21 protein-coding genes, 1 tRNA gene, 1 other RNA gene and 6 pseudogenes are annotated in these 26,432 nt (G+C 41.1%); 6 read left to right on the forward strand and 23 right to left on the reverse strand.

Features of this window, described 5'->3' with window-relative positions; all coding sequences use genetic code 11:
* Nucleotides 1-3 precede the first annotated feature (3 nt).
* Genes plsX through M1F37_RS06170 form a run of 3 tightly spaced genes read right to left on the reverse strand, consistent with a single transcriptional unit; the run spans nt 4 to nt 2,929 of the window.
* Nucleotides 4-996, reverse strand: coding sequence for a phosphate acyltransferase PlsX (gene plsX, locus M1F37_RS06160; protein ID WP_247935147.1), 993 nt, complete (start codon nt 994-996; stop codon nt 4-6).
* Nucleotides 993-1,763, reverse strand: a complete 771-nt coding sequence (gene recO / locus M1F37_RS06165; protein WP_049531279.1) for a DNA repair protein RecO — start codon at nt 1,761-1,763, stop codon at nt 993-995. The genes plsX and recO overlap by 4 nt, the downstream gene beginning before the upstream one ends.
* Complete coding sequence (locus M1F37_RS06170; protein ID WP_247935148.1) at nt 1,760-2,929, reverse strand: pyridoxal phosphate-dependent aminotransferase; 1,170 nt, start codon at nt 2,927-2,929, stop codon at nt 1,760-1,762. The genes recO and M1F37_RS06170 overlap by 4 nt, the downstream gene beginning before the upstream one ends.
* Before the next feature lie 570 nt (nt 2,930-3,499).
* Between M1F37_RS06170 and M1F37_RS06175 the strand changes: the two genes are divergently transcribed.
* Complete coding sequence (locus M1F37_RS06175) at nt 3,500-4,510, forward strand: YeiH family protein (protein WP_247935149.1); 1,011 nt, start codon at nt 3,500-3,502, stop codon at nt 4,508-4,510.
* Between the two features lie 221 nt (nt 4,511-4,731).
* Here M1F37_RS06175 and M1F37_RS06180 read toward each other — a convergent pair whose 3' ends face one another.
* Nucleotides 4,732-5,169, reverse strand: coding sequence for a CoA-binding protein (locus M1F37_RS06180; protein ID WP_247935150.1), 438 nt, complete (start codon nt 5,167-5,169; stop codon nt 4,732-4,734).
* Between the two features lie 83 nt (nt 5,170-5,252).
* Nucleotides 5,253-7,886 carry a DNA polymerase I gene (gene polA / locus M1F37_RS06185; protein WP_247935151.1) on the reverse strand — a complete coding sequence of 878 codons (2,634 nt, stop codon included), beginning with the start codon at nt 7,884-7,886 and terminating at the stop codon, nt 5,253-5,255.
* A gap of 147 nt (nt 7,887-8,033) precedes the next feature.
* On the opposite strand from polA, the pseudogene M1F37_RS06190 reads away from it, so the two are divergent.
* Nucleotides 8,034-8,909, forward strand: a pseudogene (locus M1F37_RS06190) (Rpn family recombination-promoting nuclease/putative transposase).
* 1 nt (nt 8,910) lies between these two features.
* Nucleotides 8,911-9,375, forward strand: a pseudogene (locus tag M1F37_RS06195) (hypothetical protein); the annotation flags it as partial.
* 136 nt (nt 9,376-9,511) lie between these two features.
* Here M1F37_RS06195 and M1F37_RS10125 read toward each other — a convergent pair.
* The 17 genes and pseudogenes from M1F37_RS10125 to comW form a co-directional block, all read right to left on the reverse strand.
* Nucleotides 9,512-9,625: pseudogene (locus tag M1F37_RS10125) on the reverse strand (N-acetylmuramoyl-L-alanine amidase family protein); the annotation flags it as partial.
* A 27-nt stretch (nt 9,626-9,652) separates the two neighbouring features.
* A pseudogene (locus M1F37_RS10085) lies at nt 9,653-10,789 on the reverse strand (PspC family transcriptional regulator); the annotation flags it as partial.
* 410 nt (nt 10,790-11,199) lie between these two features.
* Nucleotides 11,200-12,525 (reverse strand): nucleoside triphosphate hydrolase, encoded by a 1,326-nt coding sequence (locus M1F37_RS06210; RefSeq protein ID WP_247935152.1) that lies wholly within the window; start codon nt 12,523-12,525, stop codon nt 11,200-11,202.
* 143 nt (nt 12,526-12,668) lie between these two features.
* Nucleotides 12,669-13,652, reverse strand: a complete 984-nt coding sequence (locus M1F37_RS10000) for an N-acetylmuramoyl-L-alanine amidase family protein (RefSeq protein ID WP_282184481.1) — start codon at nt 13,650-13,652, stop codon at nt 12,669-12,671.
* 374 nt (nt 13,653-14,026) lie between these two features.
* Nucleotides 14,027-14,914 carry an Rpn family recombination-promoting nuclease/putative transposase gene (locus M1F37_RS06220; RefSeq protein ID WP_247935153.1) on the reverse strand — a complete coding sequence of 296 codons (888 nt, stop codon included), beginning with the start codon at nt 14,912-14,914 and terminating at the stop codon, nt 14,027-14,029.
* Between the two features lie 115 nt (nt 14,915-15,029).
* Nucleotides 15,030-15,998 carry a ribose-phosphate diphosphokinase gene (locus M1F37_RS06225; protein ID WP_033682853.1) on the reverse strand — a complete coding sequence of 323 codons (969 nt, stop codon included), beginning with the start codon at nt 15,996-15,998 and terminating at the stop codon, nt 15,030-15,032.
* Nucleotides 15,999-16,142: 144 nt separating this feature from the next.
* The gene (locus M1F37_RS06230) at nt 16,143-16,958 is read right to left on the reverse strand and encodes a PrsW family intramembrane metalloprotease (protein WP_247935154.1); all 816 of its coding nucleotides are present in this window, start codon (nt 16,956-16,958) and stop codon (nt 16,143-16,145) included.
* A gap of 24 nt (nt 16,959-16,982) precedes the next feature.
* Nucleotides 16,983-17,480, reverse strand: a complete 498-nt coding sequence (locus tag M1F37_RS06235; RefSeq protein ID WP_004240973.1) for a beta-class carbonic anhydrase — start codon at nt 17,478-17,480, stop codon at nt 16,983-16,985.
* A 143-nt stretch (nt 17,481-17,623) separates the two neighbouring features.
* Nucleotides 17,624-18,319, reverse strand: a complete 696-nt coding sequence (locus tag M1F37_RS06240; RefSeq protein ID WP_247935155.1) for a TIGR00266 family protein — start codon at nt 18,317-18,319, stop codon at nt 17,624-17,626.
* 70 nt (nt 18,320-18,389) lie between these two features.
* Nucleotides 18,390-19,751: a DNA repair protein RadA gene (radA, locus tag M1F37_RS06245; protein WP_247935159.1), complete on the reverse strand. Its 1,362-nt coding sequence runs from the start codon at nt 19,749-19,751 to the stop codon at nt 18,390-18,392.
* Nucleotides 19,752-19,764: 13 nt separating this feature from the next.
* Entirely contained in the window at nt 19,765-20,280 is a 516-nt protein-coding gene (locus M1F37_RS06250; RefSeq protein ID WP_247935160.1) for a histidine phosphatase family protein, read from the reverse strand.
* Nucleotide 20,281: 1 nt separating this feature from the next.
* Nucleotides 20,282-20,725 carry a dUTP diphosphatase gene (locus M1F37_RS06255; RefSeq protein WP_000701981.1) on the reverse strand — a complete coding sequence of 148 codons (444 nt, stop codon included), beginning with the start codon at nt 20,723-20,725 and terminating at the stop codon, nt 20,282-20,284.
* A gap of 56 nt (nt 20,726-20,781) precedes the next feature.
* An RNA gene (gene ffs / locus M1F37_RS06260) (signal recognition particle sRNA small type) lies at nt 20,782-20,879 on the reverse strand.
* 32 nt (nt 20,880-20,911) lie between these two features.
* Nucleotides 20,912-21,379 carry a tRNA adenosine(34) deaminase TadA gene (gene tadA, locus M1F37_RS06265; RefSeq protein WP_001110112.1) on the reverse strand — a complete coding sequence of 156 codons (468 nt, stop codon included), beginning with the start codon at nt 21,377-21,379 and terminating at the stop codon, nt 20,912-20,914.
* A gap of 40 nt (nt 21,380-21,419) precedes the next feature.
* A complete protein-coding gene (locus M1F37_RS10005; RefSeq protein ID WP_282184482.1) occupies nt 21,420-21,545 on the reverse strand; it encodes a hypothetical protein in 126 nt (41 codons plus the stop codon).
* Between the two features lie 187 nt (nt 21,546-21,732).
* Nucleotides 21,733-23,019: an adenylosuccinate synthase gene (locus tag M1F37_RS06270; RefSeq protein WP_084886348.1), complete on the reverse strand. Its 1,287-nt coding sequence runs from the start codon at nt 23,017-23,019 to the stop codon at nt 21,733-21,735.
* 229 nt (nt 23,020-23,248) lie between these two features.
* Nucleotides 23,249-23,485 carry a sigma(X)-activator ComW gene (gene comW, locus M1F37_RS06275; protein ID WP_247935156.1) on the reverse strand — a complete coding sequence of 79 codons (237 nt, stop codon included), beginning with the start codon at nt 23,483-23,485 and terminating at the stop codon, nt 23,249-23,251.
* 382 nt (nt 23,486-23,867) lie between these two features.
* Here comW and M1F37_RS06280 point away from each other — a divergent pair.
* The 3 genes and pseudogenes from M1F37_RS06280 to M1F37_RS06290 all read left to right on the forward strand — a co-directional run.
* A pseudogene (locus tag M1F37_RS06280) lies at nt 23,868-24,381 on the forward strand (helix-turn-helix domain-containing protein); the annotation flags it as partial.
* A 40-nt stretch (nt 24,382-24,421) separates the two neighbouring features.
* Nucleotides 24,422-25,469, forward strand: a protein-coding gene (locus M1F37_RS06285; protein ID WP_247935157.1) for an IS630 family transposase whose coding sequence is annotated in 2 segments (ribosomal slippage) — nt 24,422-24,918 and nt 24,917-25,469 — 1,050 coding nt in all. Because the reading frame shifts where the segments join, the coding sequence is not laid out codon by codon here.
* 172 nt (nt 25,470-25,641) lie between these two features.
* A pseudogene (locus tag M1F37_RS06290) lies at nt 25,642-26,159 on the forward strand (transposase); the annotation flags it as partial.
* 118 nt (nt 26,160-26,277) lie between these two features.
* Here M1F37_RS06290 and M1F37_RS06295 read toward each other — a convergent pair.
* Nucleotides 26,278-26,351: transfer RNA gene (locus tag M1F37_RS06295), tRNA-Asn, on the reverse strand.
* Nucleotides 26,352-26,432: the final 81 nt, after the last annotated feature.

Here is a 26,432-nt window from a genome sequence, read left to right on the forward strand (position 1 = left end):
CTTTTATTCTCCTGAAAATTCACGCGCAGTCTGGGCAACTACGTCTGTTTCTAGCATGGTACGAATCTGGCGGATTGTACTATAAACAGCCTTGGCATCGCTTGAGCCATGAGTCTTGACAACAGGTGCCTTGACACCAAACAATACCGCTCCACCAACATCTGAGTAGTTGAGCTGTTTTTTCAAACCTCTGAGGCTGTCCTTGAGAAGGAGGGCGCCTAGTTTCGCTCGAAGACCACCACCTGTAATAGCTGTCTTGAGCAAGCCCATGATTCCCATAGCTGTCCCTTCAATGGATTTGAGCACAGCGTTTCCCGTGAAACCATCTGCCACAACAACATCTGCAACGCCATTCATCAAATCACGTGCTTCCACGTTTCCGATAAAGTTCAAACTTTCATCAGCCACCAGTAATTCATAGGTTTCCTTACGAAGCGAGTCGCCCTTACTACTCTCTGTTCCGTTATTGAGCAAGCCAACGCGTGGCTGCGCAATGCCACGGACATTTTTAGCATAGAAGGAACCTAGAACCGCATATTGGTGGAGGTGCTGGGCTGTATTTTCTGCATTAGCACCGAGGTCCAGCATGTCAAAACCTTTCCCATCTATAGTTGGCAAAGTCGACATAAGCCCAGGACGATCGATGTTCTTGATACGACCCACGATGAAGAATCCAGCCGCCAACAAAGCACCTGTATTCCCAGCTGAGAGAACAGCGTCTGCTTCGCCCTCTTTGACAGCCTTGGCTGCCAATACCATACTGGCATTTTTCTTCTTCCGAATAGCTCTCGTAGGTTCATCGTCTGAATCAATCTTCTCATCCGTATGGATAATGCTGACGCGCTCTGTTGCTGTTAGATATTGCTTGATTTTAGCTTCATCTCCGTAGAGTTGAACCTCGATATCTGAAAAGTCAGCTAGGGCTTGATTGACACCCTCAACGATGGCCTGAGGTGCGTAGTCGCCCCCCATGGCATCTACTGCGATTTTTTTCATTTCTTTTCCTCTTTTAATAATTGTCCCCAGTCTGCTAGGGAATCAATAAATTTCTTTGATTTTAGGTGAATCCCAACGTACTCTTCGTAGAGTTGATCCATAAATTGGCGTAAGTCTTGCTTGATTTCGGGCTTGAGCGAAATGGTCTCCAAGGTTTCAAAATCAATGGCTTGAAACTGATTGAGCAGATAAGGGATATTGGGATTTAGATGGCAACGTCTCTCATCCTCATGATAATGGTCTGGACAGAGGCAGGCTCCATATTTGAAAGAAAAGTCAAAAGCCTGACCAACCCGATGACAAAAGACACACTCATTAAAATTGAGGCTGATTCCAAATCTGGTCAAGATTTGAATTTCAAAAATATTGGTCAAAACCTGATAATCCAAGCCAGCTTCCATCAACTCCAAGGTCTTTTGCAAAAAAGCAAACAAGGGAGCATCCTGCTGATTGTCCTGCAAACTAGCATCAGCAAGAGCCGCTACGTAGGTCGCATAGGCCATGACAAATAGGTCGCTATTAATCTTGGGAAAAGTCATGACCTCGTGATAGTCCTCGATGTAGCTAAGCCCGTCATCATTGATTCGCAAGAGAAATCGTGCCAGGACCAAGGGCTGAATAACCGGAGCTAGCTTAGACTGACCAGCGTGCTTGACGAAAAACATGCGTTTGCCAGCCTGCTCTGTAAAAATCTTGACTAACTTGTCATCCTCACGAAAATTGCGATTGTAGAGCACCAAGCCTTGACTCGTGATAGACTGAATCATGCTTCTCTCATATACTCCTCAAGTCGTTTCATGGCTTCCTTGATAGTCTCCATGCTAGCTGCATAAGATAGGCGAACATAGCCTTCTCCGTAACGCCCAAAGGCTGCTCCAGGGATAAAGGCCACAGCCTTCTTCTGAGCAAAATCTTTCAGAAAAGCAAAAGAATCTTGATTATATCCTGCTGGAATCTTAGCAAAGATATAAAAGGCACCATCTGGTTTAATAATCTCAAAACCAAGAGCAGTCATTTTCTCGATAATATAATCACGACGCTGGATGTATTCCTTCTTCATAGGTTCCGCATCGTTTTTACCAGCCGTCAAGGCTTCCACCGCAGCATGTTGCGCCATGGTATTTGCAGCAGTGACCAAATACTGGTGACTCTTGATTAATTGGGCTGTGAAGGCCGCATGAGCAAAAATCAGACCCAAACGCCAACCTGTCATGGCATGCGATTTAGACAAACCATTGATAATAATAGCCTGATCTCTCAACATGGTTCCTAGAGACACATGGGCTTCGCCTGTGTAGGTCAATTCTGAGTAAACCTCATCACAGATCACGAAAATTTCGTACTTACGTAAAACAGCTGCCAAAGCCTCCAACTGCTCCCGACTATAGGTAATTCCTGTCGGATTGGCTGGATAATTAAGAATAACCGCCTTGAGCTTGTCACCCTGCTCCAAAATGGCCTTTTCCAACATCTCAGGAGTCAAAACAAATCCATTTTCAGTTGTGTCAATCTCGACAATCTCTGCGCCAACTAGATTGACAATCGGTTCATAGCCTGGATAGGCAGGGGCTGGCAAGAGTACCTTGTCTCCCTCTTCCAAAATAGCCGTCAAAGTAGCAGATAAGGCCTCTGTCGCCCCAATTGTAACCAAAATTTCATTTTCAGGAGCATAGTCCAGTTGGTACTTTTCCTTAACAAAGTCACTAGCTGCTTGACGTAAAGTCAGCAGGCCACTCATCCCTGTATAGTAGGATTGGTTCTGATCAATCGCTCGCTTAGCCGCCTCCTTAACATGATCTGGCGTTGTAAAATCAGGTTCCCCCAAAGTCAAACGCAAGACCCCAGGAATCTCAGAAATAGCCTGGTCAAACTGACGAATCAACGAAACTTGAATCTTATCTAACTGTTTATTAAAGCGCTTAGTTAAGTCCATAGATACCTCCTACTTTCAAAACGTATCTCTATTATACTACAAAAGCCCCCCGACCGCAAAAATACATGATAGAATAACGCTAGCATAACAAATTGAAGTGTGTTAATTTTAATCCATTACAACACTATGTTTTTAGAATACTCAATGAAAATCTCATGAGACTAGGAATCGAGGTGAAAGCATAACTAAAGTTAGGTAAGCCGAAGATGACAACGTATCATGAGATTTTCGACGAGTATTGAGGTTTTGATAATCTTCGTTACAACTATTCTAGCACCGTTACTGATTACTATTATCGGTAATGTCATTTCTGAGTGGATAGTCAGAAAGTGGTTAGATAAGCGCGACAAAAAATATAACCTGAGTTTAGTTTTAATATAACTGGACAAAAAGAAATACCAGAGGTGGAGCTCTGGTATTTTTGTTTTTGCCAAGACTTCGTTACAGTTCTTGTAAGATTATTATCACATAATTAGCACTACTTGTCAAATAATTATTAGGCTCCACTTTCTATTTTACTTTTCCTGTTTACAGGTCTATAATGGTAACAAATTCTATTTGGAGGTTCTTATGTCATTTCTATCAAAAAATGGAGCAGGCATCTTGGCCTGCCTTCTCATTTCCATCCTATCTTGGTACTTAGGCGGATTCCTCCCTGTCATTGGCGCACCCGTTTTTGCGATTTTTATGGGCATGTTTCTCCATCCCTTTCTATCGCCTTATAAACAACTGGATGCTGGATTGACCTTTAGTTCCAAGAAATTACTCCAGTATGCCGTCATCTTGCTTGGTTTTGGCCTCAATATCTCGCAGGTCTTCGCAGTTGGGCAATCTTCACTCCCTGTCATCCTGTCCACCATCTCAATAGCCTTGATTGTTGCCTATCTTTTCCAACGTTTCTTTGCACTGGACACAAAACTGGCTACCTTGATTGGAGTAGGTTCTTCTATCTGTGGGGGTTCTGCCATTGCGGCGACAGCGCCCGTTATCCATGCCAAGGAAAAAGAAGTCGCCCAAGCCATTTCCGTTATCTTTTTCTTCAATGTCTTGGCTGCGCTCATCTTTCCAACCCTCGGCACCTGGCTTCATCTATCCAATGACGGCTTCGCCCTCTTTGCAGGAACAGCCGTCAATGATACTTCCTCTGTAACCGCTACAGCTAGCGCCTGGGACAGCCTTTACCAAAGTAATACCCTCGAATCCGCAACCATTGTCAAACTTACGCGGACCCTAGCTATCATCCCCATCACTCTCTTTCTCTCCTACTGGCAAAGTCGCGAGCAAAAAAATAAGCAAGGTCTGCAACTGAAAAAAGTCTTCCCACTTTTTATCCTGTACTTTATCCTTGCATCTCTACTAACCACTCTACTCACCTCTTTCGGTGTGTCCAGTAGTTTCTTTACCCCTCTCAAACAACTCTCCAAATTCCTCATTATCATGGCCATGAGTGCTATCGGTCTCAAAACCAATCTGCTAGCTATGATCAAATCCAGCGGAAAATCCATTGTCCTCGGAGCCATTTGCTGGATAGCCATCATTCTCACCAGTCTCGGTATGCAGACCCTTATCGGCATTTTCTAATACTCTTCGAAAATCTCTTCAAACCACGTCAACGTCGCCTTGCCGTATGTATGGTTACTGACTTCGTCAGTTCTATCCACAACCTCAAAACTGTGTTTTGAGCTGACTTCGTCAGTTCTATCTGCAACCTCAAAAACAGTGTTTTGAGCAACCTGCGGCTAGTTTGCTCTTTGATTTTCATTGAGTATAACACAAAAGGTAGCCCATCAGCTACCTTTTTCTTATGCTTCCTCAAGCAAACGTGTATGTTCTCTCTTGATACAGCGATTCATCACGATGTCATCGCATCCACCAGCACGCAAGATTTCTTCCGCTTCTAGACTTTCAAGTCCCAGCTGTGCCCAAAAAATCTTAGCATCAGCTTTGAGAAAATCACGCGCCACATCTGGCAAAAACTCACTACGACGGTAAACATTGACAATATCTACAGGAAAAGGAATCTCTGCTAGGCTGGCATAAGCCTTTTCACCCAAGATTTCACCACCTGCCGCCTTGGGATTGACTGGAATAATTTTATAACCCCGAGCTTGCATTTCCTTGGTCACTCGATTGCTAGTTGTTTCCTCCCGGTCAGACAAGCCCACCACAGCAAGGGTTTTACTCGTTGCTAGATACTGACGAATCACGCCATCGCTTGGATTGATAAATTCTTGACTCATAGAAATCCTCCTTTTTCATCAGTATAGCATATTTTGAAAAGGCTTGCAGAATTCTACTACAAAAAAGGAGGACTAGCCCCTTTTTATTTAGCCTCGTACCAGGTTGCCCCTTCATTTTCATCTGCGATAAGGGGAACACTGAGTTGAATGGCTTCTTCCATGGTTTGTTTGACAAGTTTTTTAATGGCTACCAATTCTGACTTAGGCACTTCAAGAACAATTTCATCATGCACTTGTAACAGCATCTTAGTTTGATAATCACCTGCTACCAGAGCCTTATCTAGCTGAATCATGGCGATTTTGAGAATATCTGCAGCCGATCCTTGGATAGGGGAGTTGATCGCCGTACGCTCTGCAAAACCACGAATGTTAAAGTTACGCGAATTGATATCTGGCAACTCCCGACGACGTTTGAAGAGAGTCTCCACATAACCCTTATCACGCGCCTCACGAACGACTTCGTCCATATAATTTTTGATACCAGGGAAGCGTTCAAAGTATGTGTCGATGTATGCTTTAGCCTCTTTACGACTGATACCAAGATTATTAGATAAACCAAAGTCTGAAATTCCGTAAACGACTCCAAAATTGACAGCCTTGGCATTGCGACGGTCGTTTGGAGTCACATCCTCAGGACGTTCAATTCCGAAGACCCGCATGGCTGTCGATGTATGGATATCAGCTCCCTCTCGGAAGGCCTTAATCAAGTGCTCATCTTTAGAGATATGCGCTAAAACTCGCAACTCAATCTGTGAATAGTCAGAGCTAAGAAGGACACTATCCTCCCACTCTGGCACGAAAGCCTTACGAATGAGGCGACCTTGTTCCAAGCGAACAGGGATATTTTGCAAGTTTGGATCGACACTAGACAGACGCCCTGTCTGAGTCAAATCCTGCACATAGCGGGTATGAATCTTGCCATCAGCTAAAATCCAGTCCTGCAAGCCAATCACATAAGTGGACTGAATCTTAGCAATCTGACGATAATCTAAAATTTTCTTGACGATTGGGGCAATAGGAGCTAGGCGCTCCAAGACATCCACCGCAGTCGAATAACCGGTCTTGGTTTTCTTAGTGTATTCTAGAGGAAGTCCCAATTTTTCAAAGAGAAGTACGCCCAACTGCTTAGGCGAGTTGATATTAAACTCCTCACCAGCCAACTCATAAATCTCCTGAGTCAGTTTTTCAATGACAAGCTCATTTTCAGCCTGCATCTCAAGCAAGGTCTCTTTCTTGACCGTAATCCCAGCAATTTCCATCTTGGCAAGGACAAAGGACAGAGGTTGCTCCATATCATAGAGGAGCTCTAATTGCCCATTTTCACTGAGTTTCTCAAGTAAAACAGGCTCAGTCTCTACCAAAACGGCAAGCTTACGCGCCAAATGTTCCAAGAATTCCTCACGTTCAGGAAGAGCCTTTTTAACACCCTTACCATAGAAAGTCTCATCATCGACCAAGTAAGTCTGACCATAAAGACTAGCGATGGTCGCAATTTCATTGTCCTCCACAGTTGAAAGGAGATATTTAGCCAAACGGCTGTCAAAGGCAGGAGCCTGCAAATCCAAACCAAAACGATGTAAGAGAACTTTAGCCTTCTTAAAGTCATACACTCTCAGAGGTGTTTTTTCTAAGAAGTCCTTAAAAATCGGCTCTTGCAAAAGGTCAAGCTTGTCTGTAGCATAGAGCTTTTCCCCACAAGACCAGGCAAAACCAACCAAATCATCCGTATGGTAATTCTCACCAAAAAGCTCAAAATGGAAGATAGACTCCGCACTCAGCATGTCTTGACGGACTTGGTCAACAATAGTAAAGTCCAAACTCTCAGTCACATCAGCCGAAGATGCATTTAAAGCCTGCTTGAGCTGTTTGAAGCCCATCTCATCATAGAATTTCCCAAGATTTTCAACATCTGGACCACTATAGCTCAAATCCTTCAAACCAATCTCAATTGGTGCCTTGGTATCAATGGTCGCCAATGTTTTAGACAAAAAGGCCTGTTCCTTATCATTGATGAGATTTTCCTTCATCTTAGAAGCCTTCATCCCATCGATATTTTCATAAATACCCTCAAGCGAACCATGCTCCAGCAAGAGCTTGATACCCGTCTTTTCACCGATTTTGGTCACCCCAGGGATATTATCCGACTTATCACCCATGAGCGCCTTGAGATCGATAAACTGAGTCGGTGTAATGCCCATCTTTTCCATAAGATATTCTGGCGTAAAGGCCTCAAACTCAGCCACACCTTTCTTGGAAATTTCAACCACCGTATGCTCATCCGTCAGCTGAATCAAATCCTTGTCCCCACTGACAATGGTAATATCAAAACCATCCTGCTCAGCAAGTTTATCCAGCGTTCCAATGATGTCATCCGCCTCATACTGAGCCAACTCATAGTGACGAATCCCCATATGATCCAGCAACTCACGAATGAAGGGAAATTGCTCACGAAACTCATCAGGAGTCTTAGCACGACCACCCTTGTAGTCCGCATACATCTCTGTACGGAAGGTCGTCTTTCCCGCATCAAAAGCCACCAAAATATGACTCGGCTCAACCCGCTCCAACAAATGGCTCAACATCAACTGAAAGCCATAAATCGCATTGGTATGCAAACCAGCCGCATTCTTAAAACGGTCCAACTGCTGATAGAGCGCAAAAAACGCCCGAAAAGCAACAGAAGACCCATCAATCAATAATAATTTTTTCTTATCCATACACCCATTATAAAGGAAAGCACCAAAAAATACCATTGGGAAGAGCCAGACCAAGTATTTTTCATCCTTTTTCCGAATAAATAGATAGAGCCAAAGAATCCCGTAAACCTAGATTTAAAAATGTGCTATAATGAAAGGAGAAAGAATATGACATTACGTCATCCGGGCATCAGCCCGACCAATGATTTGGTTGCTAAGAAAATCTTTAGCAATCCAGAAATCACTTGTCAATTTATCCGCGATATGCTGGACTTACCAGCAAAAAATGTGACCATTTTGGAGGGAAGCAACATTCATGTCTTGCCTTTCATGCCTTATTCGGCGCAGGATTTCTATACCAGTATAGATGTTTTGGCGGAGTTGGACAATGGTACTCAAGTTATCATTGAGATTCAAGTGCATCATCAGAATTTTTTCATCAATCGCCTGTGAGCTTATCTGTACAGTCAGGTCAATCAAAACCTAGAAAAAATTCGCCAACGGGAAGGTGATACCCATCAGAGTTACAAACACATCGCACCAGTTTATGCTATTGCTATTGTGGACAGCAATTACTTTTCAGATGACTTGGCTTTCCACAGTTTCAGTATGCGCGAAGACACGACAGGTGAAGTATTAACCATCACCAATAACGGTCAAGAAAACCATCTAGTTAAGATGGCGTTCTTGGAATTAAAAAAATACAGAGAAACCAGCAAAGACAAGGTTCGTAAACCATGGTTGGAGTTTTTCGGCAACAAGCCCTTTACCCAAGAACCTGAGCGAGCCATCAGTCAGGCAGATCAACTGCTAGACTACAAGAGCTGGTCCGAGGAGGGCAAAAAAATGTTTAGTCAACTACGTATGCGCGAAGAACAAGCATTGTTAGCACAGGACTATGCCTTGGGACAAGCTGAAGAAAAAGGTTTAGAGCGTGGGAAACTCTTTGCCTTCCTGGATATGGTCCGTCAGGGTCTTCTGACACCTGAGGTTGCTAGCCAGCAATTGGGTATGACCGTCGCTGAGTTTGAGGCAATCTTGTAAGACTATCACCAATAACGGTCAAGAAAACCATCTGATCAAGATGGCATTCTTGGAACTAAAAAAATACAGAGAAACCAGCAAGGATAGCGTTCGCAAGCCGTGGTTGGAGTTTTTCGGCAACAAGCCCTTTACCCAAGAACCCGAGCGAGCCATTAACCAAGCAGAACAACTACTGGACTACAAGAGCTGGTCCGAGGAGGACAGGAAAATGTTTAGTCAACAACGCAGACGTGAAGAACAAGCATTGTTAGCACAGGACTATGCCTTGGAAACAGCTAGGGCTGAAGGTATCGAACAAGGTTTAGAGCGTGGTCTTGAACGTGGTCTTGCAGAGGGTATTGAACAGGGGTTAGAACGTGGAAAACTTTTTGCCTTCTTAGACATGGTTCGTCAACATGTTTTAACTTCCGAATTTGCAAGTGAACAATTGGGCATGACTGTCGCTGAGTTTGAGGCCTTGTTCTAAGTTTATAGAATAACATAAAAGTGAACAAGACTAAAATGTCGTTTTGTTCACTTTTTTTCTTTCAATAGAACTCTCACTATAGTCCATATCACAAAAACAGGAGATTTCTCTCCCGTTCAGATTCAATTACTTAAAATTAAACCCACTCACCATTGGAATTTACTGTGTAACCATTGATTGTAGTGCTGACAGCAAGAACTCCTGAACTATAAGCATAGTACCATTTGCCATCTACTTGGAACCAACCAGTCTTCATAGCACCTGAACCATCAAGATAATACCAACTACCACCTTGTTTCAACCAACCAGTCTTCATAGCACCTGAATCGTTCAAATAGTACCAAGTACCACCAACTTGAGCCCAGCCTGTCGCCATGGCACCTGAACCATTTAGATAATACCATGTGCCACCGTCTTGTAACCAACCAGTTTGCATCTCGCCTGAACCATTTAAGTAGTACCAAGTGTCACCTTCTTTAAACCACCATTTTTGCATCACTCCTGCAGCATTAAAGTGATACCATTTACCACCATCTTTCAGCCAACCAGTCTTCATTCCATCTTCTTTAGAGAAATAATACCAGTCACCCTCAACCTTCTTCCAGCCAGCCTGACGATTTCCTTCACTGTCGATGAAGAATTTTTTACCATCAATCACAACAATTCCCTGTTTAAGAACACCTTCCTCATCCAAGAAATAATGTTTCCCATCAACAGTAATATCACCCTTTAGACGGACACCTTCTTTAACATAGTAAGTTTTATCATCGATTTTAACAAAACCAGTTTTCTTCTCACCATCTTCTACAAAATAATAAGTCTTGTCAACAACTTTTACAAAGCCTAGCTTTTTAACACCATCTTTTTCATCTAGATAGTATTGCTTATCACCTGCAGTCAATAGACCTTTCTTCATAGCACCATCAGCTTCAAAGTAGTAAGTCTTATCATCGATTTTTTGCCAACCGCTAACCTTTTTACCGTCCTTGATATAGTAGACTTTTCCGTTCTCTGTTTTGAACTGACCGCCACTTGTTGTTGTAGATTGATTCTGGTTAGTATTAGTGGCTGTGTTTGAACGATAGACATGATAAAGAACACCATCTTTTAAGTTACCAGTAACGTATGTATAGTTAGCAATTGTTGGATGGCTTGTGTCTGATGCTTCAGATCCTTTACGCGGATCTTTAATATCAATCGGAATATCACTACCAGCTTTATATTCGACAAAACGAACTGTTTTTACTGGAGAATTGGAATTGGTTGTTGAGCCACTATTATTGTTTGAACCAGTACCATTTTGGTTATTGTTCCCATTAGCATTACTAGTGCCATTGTTTTGACGGTACGGATTGGTTTGAGTACCAGCATTTGTATTAGAATCAGTAGCTTTTGGAGCATACATATGATACATAATACCATTCTCTTCTCTACTAGAAGTATAGATATAATTTTCAATTTCAGGATGATTCTTAATAGATTCAGCTGTCACAGCAGATCCTGTTAGTGCATCTTTGATATTGACAGGTCCACCATTTTTATATGTTGCATAGCGGACTTCTTTAACCGTAGAAGTTGTTGTAGTCGTTGCCCCCCCCTGTATCAGCTGCCTGTACTTGTTGAACTGTCGCCATAGCTAGCACAGAAGTGGCTAGCAAGATACCTGTTACTGTTTTTCTCATGGGAAAACCCTCCTTTATTAAATGGTTAAATTTATCTAGATTATATCCTTTTCCTATAATAAATGCAATAAAAAACATAAAAAGTGTAGAAATATTTAAATGCAAAAAAGAGAGCAGTTCTAAAACTACTCTCTTAGTCTTTTTATACCCATTCACCGTTGGCGTTTACGTAATAACCATCAATTGTAGTGCTTACTGCAAGGGCACCTGAACTATAAGCATAGTACCATTTACCACCTACTTGGAACCAACCAGTTACCATAGCACCTGAGCCTTTAAGGTAATACCAAGTACCACCATCTTGCAACCAGCCAGTTTCCATAGCACCTGAGCTATTTAGGTAGTACCAAGTACCACCATCTTGCAACCAGCCAGTTTGCATTTCACCTGAACCATTTAGATAGTACCATTTATTACCATCTTTGATCCACCATTTTTGCATCACGCCTTCAGCATTAAAGTAGTACCATTTACCATCGTCTTTAAGCCAACCAGTTTGACGTTTACCTTCTTTATTAACATAAATCCAGTTACTATCAACTTTATTCCAGCCAGCTTTTGTATTAGATTCATCTGTTAAGAAGTAAGTTTTTCCATCAACGGTAACTTCCCCAAACTTACGTTCACCTTCTTCAGTAACATAGTAATACTTGTCTCCAGCACCCTTGATAAGACCTGTCTTACGCTCACCTTCTGTAGTAATGTAATACCATTTTCCAGCACTATCTTTTACAATGCCTGACTGGGTTGTACCGTCTTCAGCAAAGAAATACCATTTAGCACCTACCTTATGAGCTCCAGTTGTCACAACACCATCTTTGACAAAATAAGTTTTTCCATTTTCAGAGATAATCTCTGTCTTACGAGCTCCATCTGACACAAAATAATAGGTTTTTTCTCCTACTTTAATGAAACCAGTTTTCTTAACACCTTGTCCGTCTAGGTAGTAACGTTCAGATGTGTTTTCAATGACACCACGTGCCATAACACCTTCACTATCAAAGTAGTAAGTCTTACCATCGACACTTGCCCAACCTTTTACTGGGTTACCTTTATAGTAAAGATAACGGTTTCCTGCTGACTCACGCCATTTTACGTCCTTGTCAGATGTTTTATATCCCTGAGTATTTAACTCACTCACTGGAGCATCTGGATCATTTGCATGATCTTCAATTTTTGTTCCTTTTTCAACAAACAAATAGTATTTCCTTCCACCTTCAACATAGGCACGTTGAAATTCAAAGCCTTCAATTGTCGAATGTTTAGAGATCGGCTGATTCCCATCTTCAAAAAATACTGTCTTACGTTCTTGTGAACGACCATTAATCACTGTGACCCACTCAGTTCTATAAACAACTTCTTCCGCACTTACTGAACTAGCAGTTGTAGCAGAATAACTTGTCAAAACTGCTGCACTTGCCATTGTGACACTAGCAAGAGCTAGAGCTAAAGCTTTTTTATTTTTCATGTGAAGATTCTCCATTCTTAAATTTAGCTATTATGCTTCTCTTTATTGTATCTTATTTTTACAAAAATTTCTAAGAAAAACTGAACTTTTTATGGAAAAAATAAAAAGCAGAAGGAATCTCCTGCTTTTTTTATTGAACTAGATTATTTAACCCATTCACCGTTTCCGTTTACAGTGTATCCACCTACATTAGTGTTAACTGCAAGGGCACCTGAACCGTCAACGTAGTACCATTTACCAGCAACTTCAAACCATTGGCTAGCTTTCATAGCACCTGATGTTTCAAGGTAGTACCATTTACCACCGTCTTGCAACCAACCAGTTTGCATTTCACCGTTTCCGTTTAGGTAGTACCAAGTGTTTCCATCTTTAACCCACCATTTTTGCATTACGCCTTCAGCGTTAAAGAAGAACCATTTACCGTCAACTTGTTTCCAACCAGTTACAGCTTTGTTAGATGCATAGTATTTCCAACCAGTTTCTTCTTGTACCCATTCTTCTTTAGCTACATTGTAAGTATCAGTTTTTTCAATTACTAATTCACCAGTAACGAACATGTCTGAACCTTCACGTACAACTTCTTCTGCATCAAGTAGAGTACCTACTGTAAGTTTAGCAGGAACAAAGTAACCTTTTGGAGCTTCATCAATACGGTAAACTACATAACCACCGTTTGCAAGAGGAAACTCAACATCACCTGCTGCATCAGTAACTGCTTCAATCAAAGCTGGTTTTTTGTAGTTATCAAAGTCTTCTACTGTTGCGTATACCAAAGCAGCTACTTTAGCACCTGCTACAGGGTTCCCTTGGATATCTTTAACATGTACACGAACATGAGTACCATTTCCAAATACATCTGGTAAAACTTTACCATCTTTACCGATACGATTTCTTACAGCGTATGGGTTTGTAGCTGGAGTTGCTGGTTTGTATTGATCAGCATCTGCAACTACACCAGTGTGAGCTGAAACAACTTTGTTACCTTCGTATTTTTTAACATCAAGTAGACCTGTTTTTGGATTTACTCGTCCACTTTCAGTGTAACCGTTGTTAGTATCAGCTGAAACAGCTTGTACAGCACCAAATGCTGCAAGAGCGACTGCGCTTGTCAATAAAACTTTTTTCATCGTTTTATCTCCTTTGTTTTTCTTTAAAATATTTTTTCGTAAGACTACCTTACTACCATACAGTATATAAATATTTGCAGGATTTGTCAAGGGTTTTCTTAAAGTTTTTAAAGTTTTTACCCATTTTTAGAAAAAAAGGTGAAAAAACATTTTTGTGAGAAAAAATACCCGTCAAATACTGCATTTGTCAAGTGAAAATCTCACAAACTTATCATCCTTGAGTAAAATCATTCATATCTAATCCACATAGATAGTTGGACAGAACTCACGTCTATGGTATTATCTTATAATCCCTCATAAAAGTCAAGTAAAAATGGCAAGTTTTTTGATAAGAACTTGCCATTTCATCAACTTTCTACTATTAAAATGTGACCTTATAGCAAGGCCTCAAACTCAGCGACTGTCATGCCTAATTGCTGGCTGGCAACCTCGGAAGTCAGAAGACCTTGGCGAACCATATCCAGGAAGGCAAAGAGTTTCCCACGTTCTAAACCTTGTTCAATACCTTCTGCCCTAGCAGTTTCCAAGGCATAGTCATGAGCCAATAATGCTTGTTCTTCACGCCTGCGTTGTTCACTAAACATTTTCCTGTCCTCCTCGGACCAGCTCTTGTAGTCTAGCAGTTGATCTGCCTGACTGATGGCTCGCTCAGGTTGCTGGGTAAAGGGCTTGTTCCCGAAAAACTCCAACCACGGCTTGCGAACCTCGTCTTTGCTGGTTTCTCTATATTTTTTTAATTCCAAGAACGCCATCTTGACTAGATGGTTTTCCTGTACATTGTTTGTGATGGTTAAGACCTCACCTGTTGTGTCCTCGCGCATGCTAAAGCTATGAAAAGCTAGGTCATCTGAGAAGTAATTACTATCCACAATTGCGATTGCGTATACTGGTGCGATGTGTTTGTAACTCTGATGAGTATTGCCCTCTTGCTGGCGAATTTTTTCTAGATTTTGATTGACCTGACTACATAAATAAGCCCACAAACGATTGATGAAAAAATTCTGATGATGGACTTGTATTTCGATGATTACTTGAGTGCCATTGTCCAACTCCGCCAAAACATCTATACTAGTGTAAAAATCCTGTGCCGTGTACGGCAGGGAAGGTAATACGTGAATATTGCTTCCCTCCAAAATCGTCACATTTTTTGTTGGCAAGTCCAACATATCGCGGATAAATTGACAAGTGATTTCTGGATTGCTAAAGATTTTCTTAGCAACCAAGTCATTGGTCGGGCTGATGCCCGGATGTCTTAGAATCATCCTTTTCCTCCATTTTATTATACCACAGTTTTAAATCTAGATTTGCTAGATTCTGTGGCTCTATTTATTCGGAAAAAAGATGAAAAAAACCTGAGAATCATCTCAGGCTTGGTCATTAAATCTTTTTCTCAATACTGAAAAGTGGAGAAAGTGGGCGTTTTTCATGGATACGCACAATAGCATCCCCTAGGAGATGAGCGATTGAAATCTGCTCAATCTTATCAATCAAACGCTCTTCTGGCAGATAGATGGTATCCAAAACAACCAATTTCTTAATAGCTGATTTTTGGATATTGTCCATAGCAGGACCAGATAGAACTGGGTGCGTACAGCTTGCATAGACTTCAACAGCACCAGCTTCCGCAAGGGCATCTGCCGCATGACAAATCGTTCCAGCTGTATCAATCATATCATCGATCAAGATACAAGTCTTGCCTTCGACCTTACCGATGATGTTCATGACTTCACTAGTATTCATCTTATCAACGCTACGACGTTTATCAATAATAGCGATAGATGTTTTCAAAAATTCTGCCAACTTACGAGCACGAGTTACCCCTCCATGGTCTGGGCTGACAACCACATAGTCAGAACCAACCATGCCACGACGCTCAAAATAATCCGCAATCAGAGGAGCTCCCATCAAGTGATCAACAGGAATATCAAAGAATCCTTGAATCTGCGCAGCATGCAAGTCGATGGTCAATAAACGATCCACTCCAGCTACTTCAAGCATATTTGCAACAAGTTTTGAAGTGATTGGCTCACGCGCTCGCGCCTTTCTATCCTGACGTGCATACCCATAGTAAGGCATGACAACATTGACAGATTCTGCACTCGCACGCTTCAAAGCATCTACCATAATCAAAATTTCAAGCAGATTGTCATTTACAGGCGAACTAGTTGATTGTAGGATAAAGACGTGTTTCCCACGGATTGATTCTTCAATGTTGACCTGAATCTCTCCATCTGAAAATTGACGAACACTTGATTTCCCCAACTCTATCCCAATCTCCTGCGCCACACGTTTTGCCAATTCTTGATTAGAAGAAAGGGCAAACAGCTTTAAATCAGAAAAAGACATGATTTCCTCCGGTATATATGTATCGCTTGTGCTTTTCACAAGATTTTTCCATCTACCATTGTAGCGCTTTTTGCACTATTTTTCAATCAAAAATAAAAGAAGGGCAACATATTTGTGCCCCGCATCATTCTTTTGAAACATATTCTAGTTTATTATCTCATCGTGCTTCTCAACAAAGCGATAAGCCTGATAAAAACCATAGAGAGTAATAGCCGTAACCACTGGAATCGCTAATGGCAACTCTGTCTCTAATTCTACAAAAGGAGAATTAAACAAGAAGTGAGTTCCCAAGGCTAAAGCTAGGAAAATACCCCCCTCTTTCTTGCCAATCTTCTGCCCTTTATAGGCTCTGTAAAGCAAGTAAACACCTACTACAGCAAGACCTGAAAAAGTCCAGTGAGAGGCAATCCCTGAGATAATACGCTCTAAAATTCTCGAAATAGTAAAGTCAAAGCCCTCTGGCAAATCCGTACGAATGTAACCAATATCCTCAATCATTTGGAATCCCAAACCAGAAGCAATTCCTAGTAAAAACAAAGATTTTAATTTTCTCACAGGAATTAAAGCTAACACAAAGGCAAGTGGCAATAATTTAAGCGGCTCTTCTACCAAAGGAGCCACAATCGCACTTTCAAAGGCATTTAAAAATGCACTATCTGGGAAAAGAACCCCCAGTAAATCATGGATATAGGTATTAGCAAAGCTAGATAGCCAGCCTGAAAGGAACATCCCACCTAATAGAGACAAAATCAAGGCCTTCTTTGACAATTCCCATTTTTTCCCAATACGGAAAAGGAAATAAAGAGCCGGAATCATGTAAAAGAGAGCTAGAAAGATAGAAACTCCCATTAATCCATATTCCGCACCTGACATCGAACCGTCCGTATAATAGATGGTTTCATACTGTAAACCAATACATAGCAATAAGATAAAAATAAATAAAATACTGTTCTTCTTCATACACTTTCCTTCTAAATGAAGTATTTACAATTCTACGACTGTCATACTTCCTGTATCCACATCGTAAATGGCACCAGAGATAATGACATCATCTGGTATTAGGGGGGAGTCGATAAGGAGTTGCATATCCTCACGCACACTCTCCTCTATATCTTGGAAGGGCAAGAAGTCCTGGTCTGACACATCGACACCTAGCTCCTCTTTCAGATACTCCTGAAAAGGACCATTTTCAAAAGTCTGAGCACCACAGTCTGTATGGTGCAATACCACAATCTCTCTTGTCCCCATTTGTTGCTGAGAAATAACTAGCGAACGAATCATGTCCTCGGTCACTCGACCACCTGCATTCCGCAAGATGTGAGCATCCCCAAGAGCCAATCCCAGAGCTTGCGCAACGTGCAGACGTGAGTCCATACATGTCACAATGGCTACTCTGGTTTTGGGTTTAAGTGGCAGATTTAACTGCCCGTGTAAGGCAACATAAGCCTGATTGGCTTGCATAAACTGTTCAAAATACGACATGATTCCCTCCTCGAAAATTTGATAGTCAAATATTTCTCCTATCTTATCATTTTTTACCTCGTTTGTCAGCTTTCAGCATTTATATAAAAAACTAGGACAGAGACATCCAGCTTCTAGCTTGGGCTTCTGTCCTAGTTTTAGGTTTATGATCCTTTTTGGATATACTTATTGAGTGAGCCTGCAAAGCTCTGAAGATTGAGACTTTGTACATAGACTTCACCAGTACCTCGGAAAGTATTAACAACCCCTTCACCCGTACCGATTGACTGCCAGAAGCCATTTTCTAAGTGGATGTTATAGTCCAAAAACTGGCTCCAAGCCACCACATGGGCATTGTCGATCGTTATTTCTTGGTTTTGCAGCTCAATTTTCTTAATAGAACCAAAAGCATTGGCCAAAAGAGTTCCCTGACCTTGGGTAGTCATCACAAAAAGACCACCTTGCCCTCCGAACAGAGCTTTTCCAATAGACTGATGTTCCATCGTATAGGAGGCCGTACCATCAAGAGCCAGAAAGGCCCCATCATTCAATCGGTACTGATTTTCACCTAACTCAAGAGCAATCACTTGACCAGGAGTATCTGGTGCTAGAGCAAGGTTGCCGTTGTCAGACTCAGCAACAGCTTGAGTAATAAAAGTACTTTCACCAGAAACCATGGAACGTCCCACGGCTTTGACAAATCGTCCTAAACCAGAACCGCTAGCATTGAGCTGGGTATTGAGACTTACATTGGGTGTGTGGTAGACCATGCTACCCCGCTGGATATAGACGGTTTCTCCTTGATTGAGTGACAACTCTACCAAAGGAAATTGCATTTGGCTATCCATAGAAAATTTCATCAGGAATTCCTCCTTGTTTTAATAAATATTAGCAATAAAATAATTAGCCATCTAAAACTGACCATAACTATTAAGAGAATACCTTCTTCAAAACTTCCTGAATCGTTGTCACTCCAATGACCTGAATTTCCTTGGGCGGAGTGATTCCTGTCAAGGAATTCTTAGGTACATAAATCTTAGTAAATCCCAGTTTAGCGGCTTCGTTGATGCGTTGTTCGATACGATTCACGCGCCGAATCTCTCCTGTCAAGCCCAGTTCTCCCACAAAACATTCCTGAGGATTGGTAGGCTTGTCCTTGTAACTCGAAGCAATAGCAACTGCCACGGCCAAGTCAATGGCAGGTTCATCCAATTTGACACCGCCAGCAGATTTGAGATAAGCATCCTGATTTTGCAAGAGAAGTCCTGCACGCTTTTCCAAAACAGCCATAATCAGACTCGCACGATTAAAATCAAGTCCTGTTGTAGTACGCTTGGCATTTCCAAACATGGTCGGTGTCACCAAGGCCTGAACCTCCGCTAAAATTGGACGCGTCCCTTCCATGGTCACAACGATTGACGATCCAGTCGCCCCATCCAAACGCTCTTCTAAGAAAACTTGACTCGGATTGAGAACCTCAACCAAACCGCCCGACTGCATCTCAAAAATTCCAATCTCATTGGTCGAACCAAAACGGTTTTTAACTGCTCTCAAGATACGGAAGGTATGATGACGCTCCCCTTCAAAATAAAGCACCGTATCAACCATATGCTCCAACATCCGAGGACCAGCCAAGGTTCCCTCCTTGGTCACATGGCCCACGATAAAGATGGCAATGCTATTTGTCTTAGCCAGCTGCATAAGTTCAGCCGTCACCTCACGCACTTGAGAAACAGACCCCTGCACCCCTGAAATCTCAGGAGACATAATAGTCTGGATGGAGTCGATAATGAGAAAGTCTGGTTGGATGCGCTCGACCTCTGCGCGAACACTCTGCATATTGGTCTCTGCATAGAGATAAAACTCGCTATCAATATCACCCAAGCGCTCTGCTCGTAGCTTAATCTGCTGGGCAGACTCCTCTCCACTGACGTAGAGAACCGTCCCCACTTGGGACAACTGGGTTGAAACTTGTAGGAGAAGAGTTGATTTCCCAATCCCAGGATCCCCACCGATAAGGACGAGACTTCCCGGTACCACTCCTCCTCCAAGTACACGGTTGAATTCCTCCATCTCCGTCTTGGTTCGATTGACGTTGATTGAAGTCACCTCAGCTAGTTTCATGGGCTTGGTTTTCTCACCTGTCAAGGACACACGCGCATTCTTGACCTCGGCAACCTCAACCTCTTCTACAAAAGAAGACCAAGACCCACAGTTGGGGCAACGTCCCAGATATTTAGGGGAATTATACCCACAATTTTGACATACAAATGTCGCTTTTTTCTTTGCGATGATAAACCTCTTTCTATATCTCTAACTCACACTCAATCACTTGGCAAAAATCAATCTTCTCATTTGCTACAAACTGCCGTATCAGCATTCGATGGGCTACAACTACCACAGTTTGATGGTCTCGATACTTAGTCATGCATTCTAGAAAACGAGTCTTCATCTCTGTAGCTGTCTCATATTGAACAGGAGAATTTGGGAGCAACTCCCCCTTATTTTCTAAAAACAGTCTTCTAGCTGTTTCAAAGTTTTCTATTCCACTTTCATAGACCTGCCATTCATGTAATAATGGCTCCACTCTCAAAGGAAGTCCCGTAGCACAAACCACATAAGAAGCCGTTTCTAAAGCTCTTGTAACTGCAGAAGACACCAGTATATCAGCTGAGTCAAACAAAGGATTTTTGCTCAGTTCCTGAGCTTGTTGCCGTCCCTTCTCAGACAAGGGTGCCAAATCTATCCCAAATCCCGTATAAGAACGCTCCTCTAACTCACGGTAATCTGGCTCACCGTGACGCACAAAGATAATCTTCATCTTAGTGCCCAGTCGATCCAAATCCACCAGTACGAACTCCATCTGCTTCATCTCCATCAGCGATTAAAAATGGTGCAAAGACAGCCTGAACTACACGTTCCCCAACTTCAAGAACAACTTCCTGATCAGTAATATTTTTCATCTGAGCAAAGATATGTCCTTCATTTCCTGGATTACCATAGTAATCCCCATCAATAACACCAACCGAGTTGATTAAGACTAAACCCTTCTTACGAGGATTTGAAGAGCGATCATAAAGATAGAGTACCTCAGTCGGTTGCATATAAGCCTTAACTCCTGTTGGCACGAGGACAATCTCTCCCGGAGCAATCACCGTGCGTTCCGCAACCTTTAAGTCGTACCCAGCTGCATGGGCTGTCTCACGTTTTGGTAGCAAATTTTCATCTGTAAAACTAGAAACCAATTCAAAACCACGAATTTTCATCATCTTCTCTTTTCTATTATCATTTATTCTAGATTATTCTATCTTATTTATTCGGAAAAAGCACGAAAAAAAGAGCACACAATTCAAATCGCTTAGGGCTGCTGGATTCCTCCCCTGACCCGCTTCACGCAGAACTGTTGCTCCACTATTTATTATATCACATTCCTATTCATTTTAAAAGCAAAATTATTTTTTCCGTCTATTTCTAAAAAAGTCCTGCATAATAGCTGCGCATTCATCTTCTAAAATTCCCGTTTCAACCTCTACACGATGATTAAGACGCTCATCTGTCAAGATATCGTACAAACTCCCAGCAGCGCCAAATTTCTGGTTTTTAGCCCCGTAGACCACGTTTGGAATACGGGCGAGTCCAATCGCCCCACTACACATGACACAAGGCTCAATGGTCACAAAAAGCGTGCAATCAAGCAAGCGCCAGCTCTCCTCACTCAGGTTCGCATTCTCTATGGCCATAATCTCCGCATGCATAACCGCTCTTTGCAACTCCTCACGCGCATTATGCCCACGGCCAATGATTTCTCCGTCCTTGACGATCACACAACCAATTGGAATTTCATCGTGTTCCAGAGCAATCTCAGCCTCTCTCAAAGCTTCCCTCATAAAGACTTCTTTTTCTTCAACTGTATAGTTCATCAATTTCCCTTTTCCTAATTATACTCTTCGAAAATCAAATTCAAACCACGTCAGCTTCGCCTTGCCGTAGATATATGTAACTGACTTCGTCAGTCTTATCTATAACCTCAAAGCAATTCTTTGAGCAACCTACGGCTAGCTTCCTAGTTTGCTCTTTGATTTTCATTGAGTATTATCGATTTTATTATTATATCATGATTCCCAACACAAAAAAAGCCACCGAATGCGGTGACTCTATAGGGAGATTATTATGAAAAAGAAAAGTTTAGGATATTTGTTACAACAAGTTAGGAGGTCTTCTTGTAACTGTCTATAGTATACCCGACCTATCTTAAACAAATCTTAAAAATCTCTTAGGACCAAACACTTTCTAAAATATTTGTTTGTTCACGACCAGGACCTACTGAGAAAGTAGAAATACGAACGCCAACCAATTCGCTCACACGACGAACGTAGTTACGCGCATTCTCAGGAAGATCTTCCAAATTACGGACACCGGTGATGTCTTCTGACCAACCTGGTAACTCTTCATAGATAGGTTTGCAACGTTTCAATTGCTCAAGACTAGCTGGATAGTAGTCAATACGTTGACCATCAAGATCATAGGCCACACAGATTTTCACAGTATCTAAACCACTCAAAACATCGATAGAGTTCAATGAAAGGTTCGTAATACCAGAAACACGACGGCTATGACGCATCACAACTGAGTCAAACCAACCTACACGACGTGGACGACCAGTTGTTGTACCATATTCATGACCAACTTCACGGATACGTTCTCCCACTTCATCAAACAACTCAGTTGGGAAAGGACCGTCTCCTACACGACTCGTATAGGCTTTACATACACCAACAACCTTGTCAATCTTACTTGGACCAACACCAGAACCAATCGTAACACCACCAGCCACAGGGTTTGATGACGTAACAAATGGATAAGTACCTTGGTCGATATCTAGCATGACACCTTGTGCACCCTCAAATAGCACACGCTTTCCATTATCAAGCGCATCATTCAAGATAACAGATGTATCTGTTACATATTTTTTGATTTGTTGACCATATTCGTAATACTCTTCAAAAATATCATCAAAAGCAATCGCTTTGCTGTCATACAATTTTTCAAAGAGACGATTCTTCTCAGCAAGGTTACGTTCTAAACGCTCACGGAAAATATCTTTATCCAAAAGATCTGCGATACGAATCCCAACACGAGCAGCCTTGTCCATATAAGCTGGACCAATTCCCTTAATTGTAGTACCAATCTTATTGTCGCCCTTAGCTTCTTCTTGCAAACGATCCAACTCAATATGATAAGGCAAAATAACATGCGCGCGATCAGAAATACGCAAGTTATCAGTTGTAACGCCTTCCTCATGAAGATAGTTCAACTCTTTTACAAGAGATTTAGGATTTACAACCATACCATTCCCAATAACAGAGATTTTTTCAGGGAAGAAAATCCCAGATGGAATCAAGTGCAACTTAAATTTCTTACCATCAATCACAATCGTGTGACCAGCATTATCACCACCTTGGTAACGCGCAATCACTTCCGCATTCGCTGAAAGAAAGTCTGTAATCTTCCCTTTACCTTCATCACCCCATTGGGTACCTACAACAACAACTGAAGTCATAATCTTGTCTGAGCCCTCAGGCTCTTCCTTTCTCACATACATGGCAGGAATCTCACCTGCAATTATATCTTACAATTTATTATAAGAAAAAATTGCCTTTTTATCAAGAAGAAACAATAGAAAGATTTGCTATTTCCAACTATTAAAAAATGATTTAGAAAAATTACCCCCTATTTATTATTATCTTTCCATAAAAAAGTAAATTTGTTCGGAAATTTACTCAAAAAACTCAACAAGAAATAAAACCTTGCTTCATTATCAACTTTTCCAGATAGAAACGATAAGCAGCACGATAATGGTAAACAATAAAATCCCTACGATACCTAATACTATATCGGACAAAATAATAAATCAAAAATTTAAAATGAACATGTTCCCAATCAAAATTATCACCAAATACAGTACCATACTCTTCTTCAATATTTCTATAAAAATCTGCCATCTGCTCATAAATTTTTTGTAGCATAAATATATACTCCTTTTCTTTTTATGACCTTATTCTAACAAAAAATTTTACACATTCACTATCAATTCCTGAATTGTCAAAATACAAACCTCAACAAGATAAAAAATAGGAAAAGTTGACAGAATAGAAATAAATTTCCTATAAGCAATTTACAAAAACTATTACCCTCACTGCAAATCATACAGTACGATTTCCATAGCTTTGAATATTGCTCAGTCTAAACTATGAAGTGATTGAATAGAAGTCTAATGACGCGAGATAGATGGCTCTATAATATTTGTAGTGGGTAAATCCCCTATGGATATTATGGAACCTATTTTGTTGTAGAAAAAAAGTCCCATAAGATCTATAATGAAAAGCAACCAAACCATCATTAGAAAGAATCATGAAGAAGTATGACTTTCAAAACCGTCGAAAATTCCTTACCTTGAAACGACTGGCATGCCTACTAGAATCCTCCTTAGAAAGCGTCGTTTTAAGTGCTATCAGTTCTCAAAAATGGCAGTCGCTGAGACTTCACTCGTCAAGAAAAATCATCAAATCCCTCGTATCATCAACCAAAAGATTGCTCAGAAGCTGATTGAAAAGACTTCTATGACTGATATTGCCCATCAGCTTTCCATTTCAACTTCAACTGTTATTTGCAAGCTCAATGAATTCCGTTTTAAGCATGATTTTTCTCGTCTTCCTGAGATTATGTCCTGGGATGTTGAAATAGTCGGAGGAATGACTGTTTCAATCGGGAGACGAATATGAGTTTCATTGCTCAAGATTTTGAAAAGCTAAATATCATCACTGTTCTTGAGGACAGGACACAAGCTGTTATCCGAAATCACTTTCTTCGCTACGATAGAGCTATTCGCTGTCAAGTGAAAATCATTACTATGGATATGTTTATACTAGCCTAAAATCAAAAAACATCTGATAATAGTAGTTATGAAACTTACAAACGAAGAAATACAAAAAATTGAAAAACTCCTAAGAGATTTATCGTACGCCAAATATCACAAACGTCTACAGATTATTTATTTTCGCTCAAAAGAAAAGAGTTATAAGGAAATCATGGATTTGCTAGATTGCAATAAAACAACTGTTTGGAGGAATTTGAAAAAATATAAGGAGTTTGGTTTAGAAGCTCTTCTTCAAGAAACCTGTGGTGGACGTCATAGAGAATATATGACTTACGAAGAAGAACAAGCATTTCTAAAACGTTATATAGAAGCTGCTCAAGCTGGGGAATTTGTAACTGTCAATCAGTTATTTGAAGCCTATCAAAAAGAGATTGGTCGCACTTCCACACGTGATGGTTTCTACTATCTCCTGAAACGCCATGGTTGGCGAACGGTCACTCCTCGACCTGAACATCCCAAGAAGGCAGACGCTCAAACAATTGAGACGTCTAAAAATAAAATCTACATTCGAGACCTTAAGTAAGCGCTTTAAAGAAGAGGGGGTTTATAACAAAGTACGCTTGATGTACCAAGATGAAGCTGGTTTCGGAAGAATCAGTAAGATGAGTTCTTGTTGGGCTCCTCAAGGAATCAGACCTAGTATTCCTAGTCATTATATGCGAGAGTATCGCTATTGTTATGGGGCAGTAGATGCTCAGACAGGAGATTCCTTCTTTCTTATTGCTGGAGGATGCAATACTGAGTGGACAAATGAATTTCTACGGCAAGTCTCACAAGCTTATCCAGATGACTATATTTTACTTGTCATGGATAATGCTATATGGCATAAATCAAGTACCTTAGAGATTCCAAGTAATATTGAGTTGGCTTTTATCCCACCTTACACACCAGAAATGAACCCTATCGAACAAGTCTGGAAAGAAATTCGAAAACGAGGTTTTAAAAATAAGGCTTTCCAAACATTGGAAGCTGTTATTGATAAGCTTCAAGAAATGATTCAAGGACTGGAAAAAAGCGTTTTAAAGTCCACTGTCAGTAAACAATGGACAAGGTTGCTTTTTGAAAACAATTGAGTGTTAGTCCTTATTATGATTTAGATAAACAGCTTCGCTTTCGAATTTCTAGGCTCAGGCTGAAACAGTCTCCCAGACTGTTTCACTCCCGAATGCAAAAATTGTACTTGATCGCTCTCACCCTTCGTTATTATACTTCTAAACTCAGGCTAAAACAGTGCACTGGACTGTTTTACTCCAACACTTAAGCCATGCTATGAGTCGTGTTCGTGTCCAAATAATGAATCAATTGGATCGAAAGTCTCATGAATACAAAGCTATTAAGCGATACTGGAAACTCATTCAACAAGATAGTCGGAAACTCAGCGACAAACGTTTTTATCCCCCTACTTTTCGTCTGCACTTGATCAATAAAGAGATTCTAGACAAGCTTTTGAGCTATTCAGAAGATTTGAAACACCACTATCAGCTCTATCAACTCTTGATTTTTCACTTTTAGAATAAGGAACAGGAGAAATTCTTTGGACTCATTGAGGACAATCTAAAGCAGGTTCATCCCCTTTTTCAGACTGTTTTTAAAACCTTTCTAAAGGAGAAAGAGAAAATCGTCAACGCTCTTCAACTACCCTATTCCAATGCCAAAAGTGAAATGCATTTGTATTTCGAAACTTTGAAAACTTCAAAAAACGGATTTGTATGGCTCTGAACATCAAAAAAGAAAGGGCGAAATGTGTCCTTTCTAGATCTTAGCTTTTCTTCACCCCACTACAGTTAACAAAGAGCCGAAAAATATCTCGCCCAAAATAACACTAAATAGATTATAAATTACACAACAAAAAAAGAGGCCTAAACCTCCTATAATTAATTACTCCGCCAGTAGGACTCGAACCTACGACATCATGATTAACAGTCATGCGCTACTACCAACTGAGCTATGGCGGAATAAAGCTAAGCGACTTCCATATCTCACAGGGGGCAACCCCCAACTACTTCCGGCGTTCTAGGGCTTAACTGCTGTGTTCG

It is taken from the genome of Streptococcus mitis, assembly GCF_023109105.1.
GTDB lineage: Bacteria > Bacillota > Bacilli > Lactobacillales > Streptococcaceae > Streptococcus > Streptococcus mitis_BW.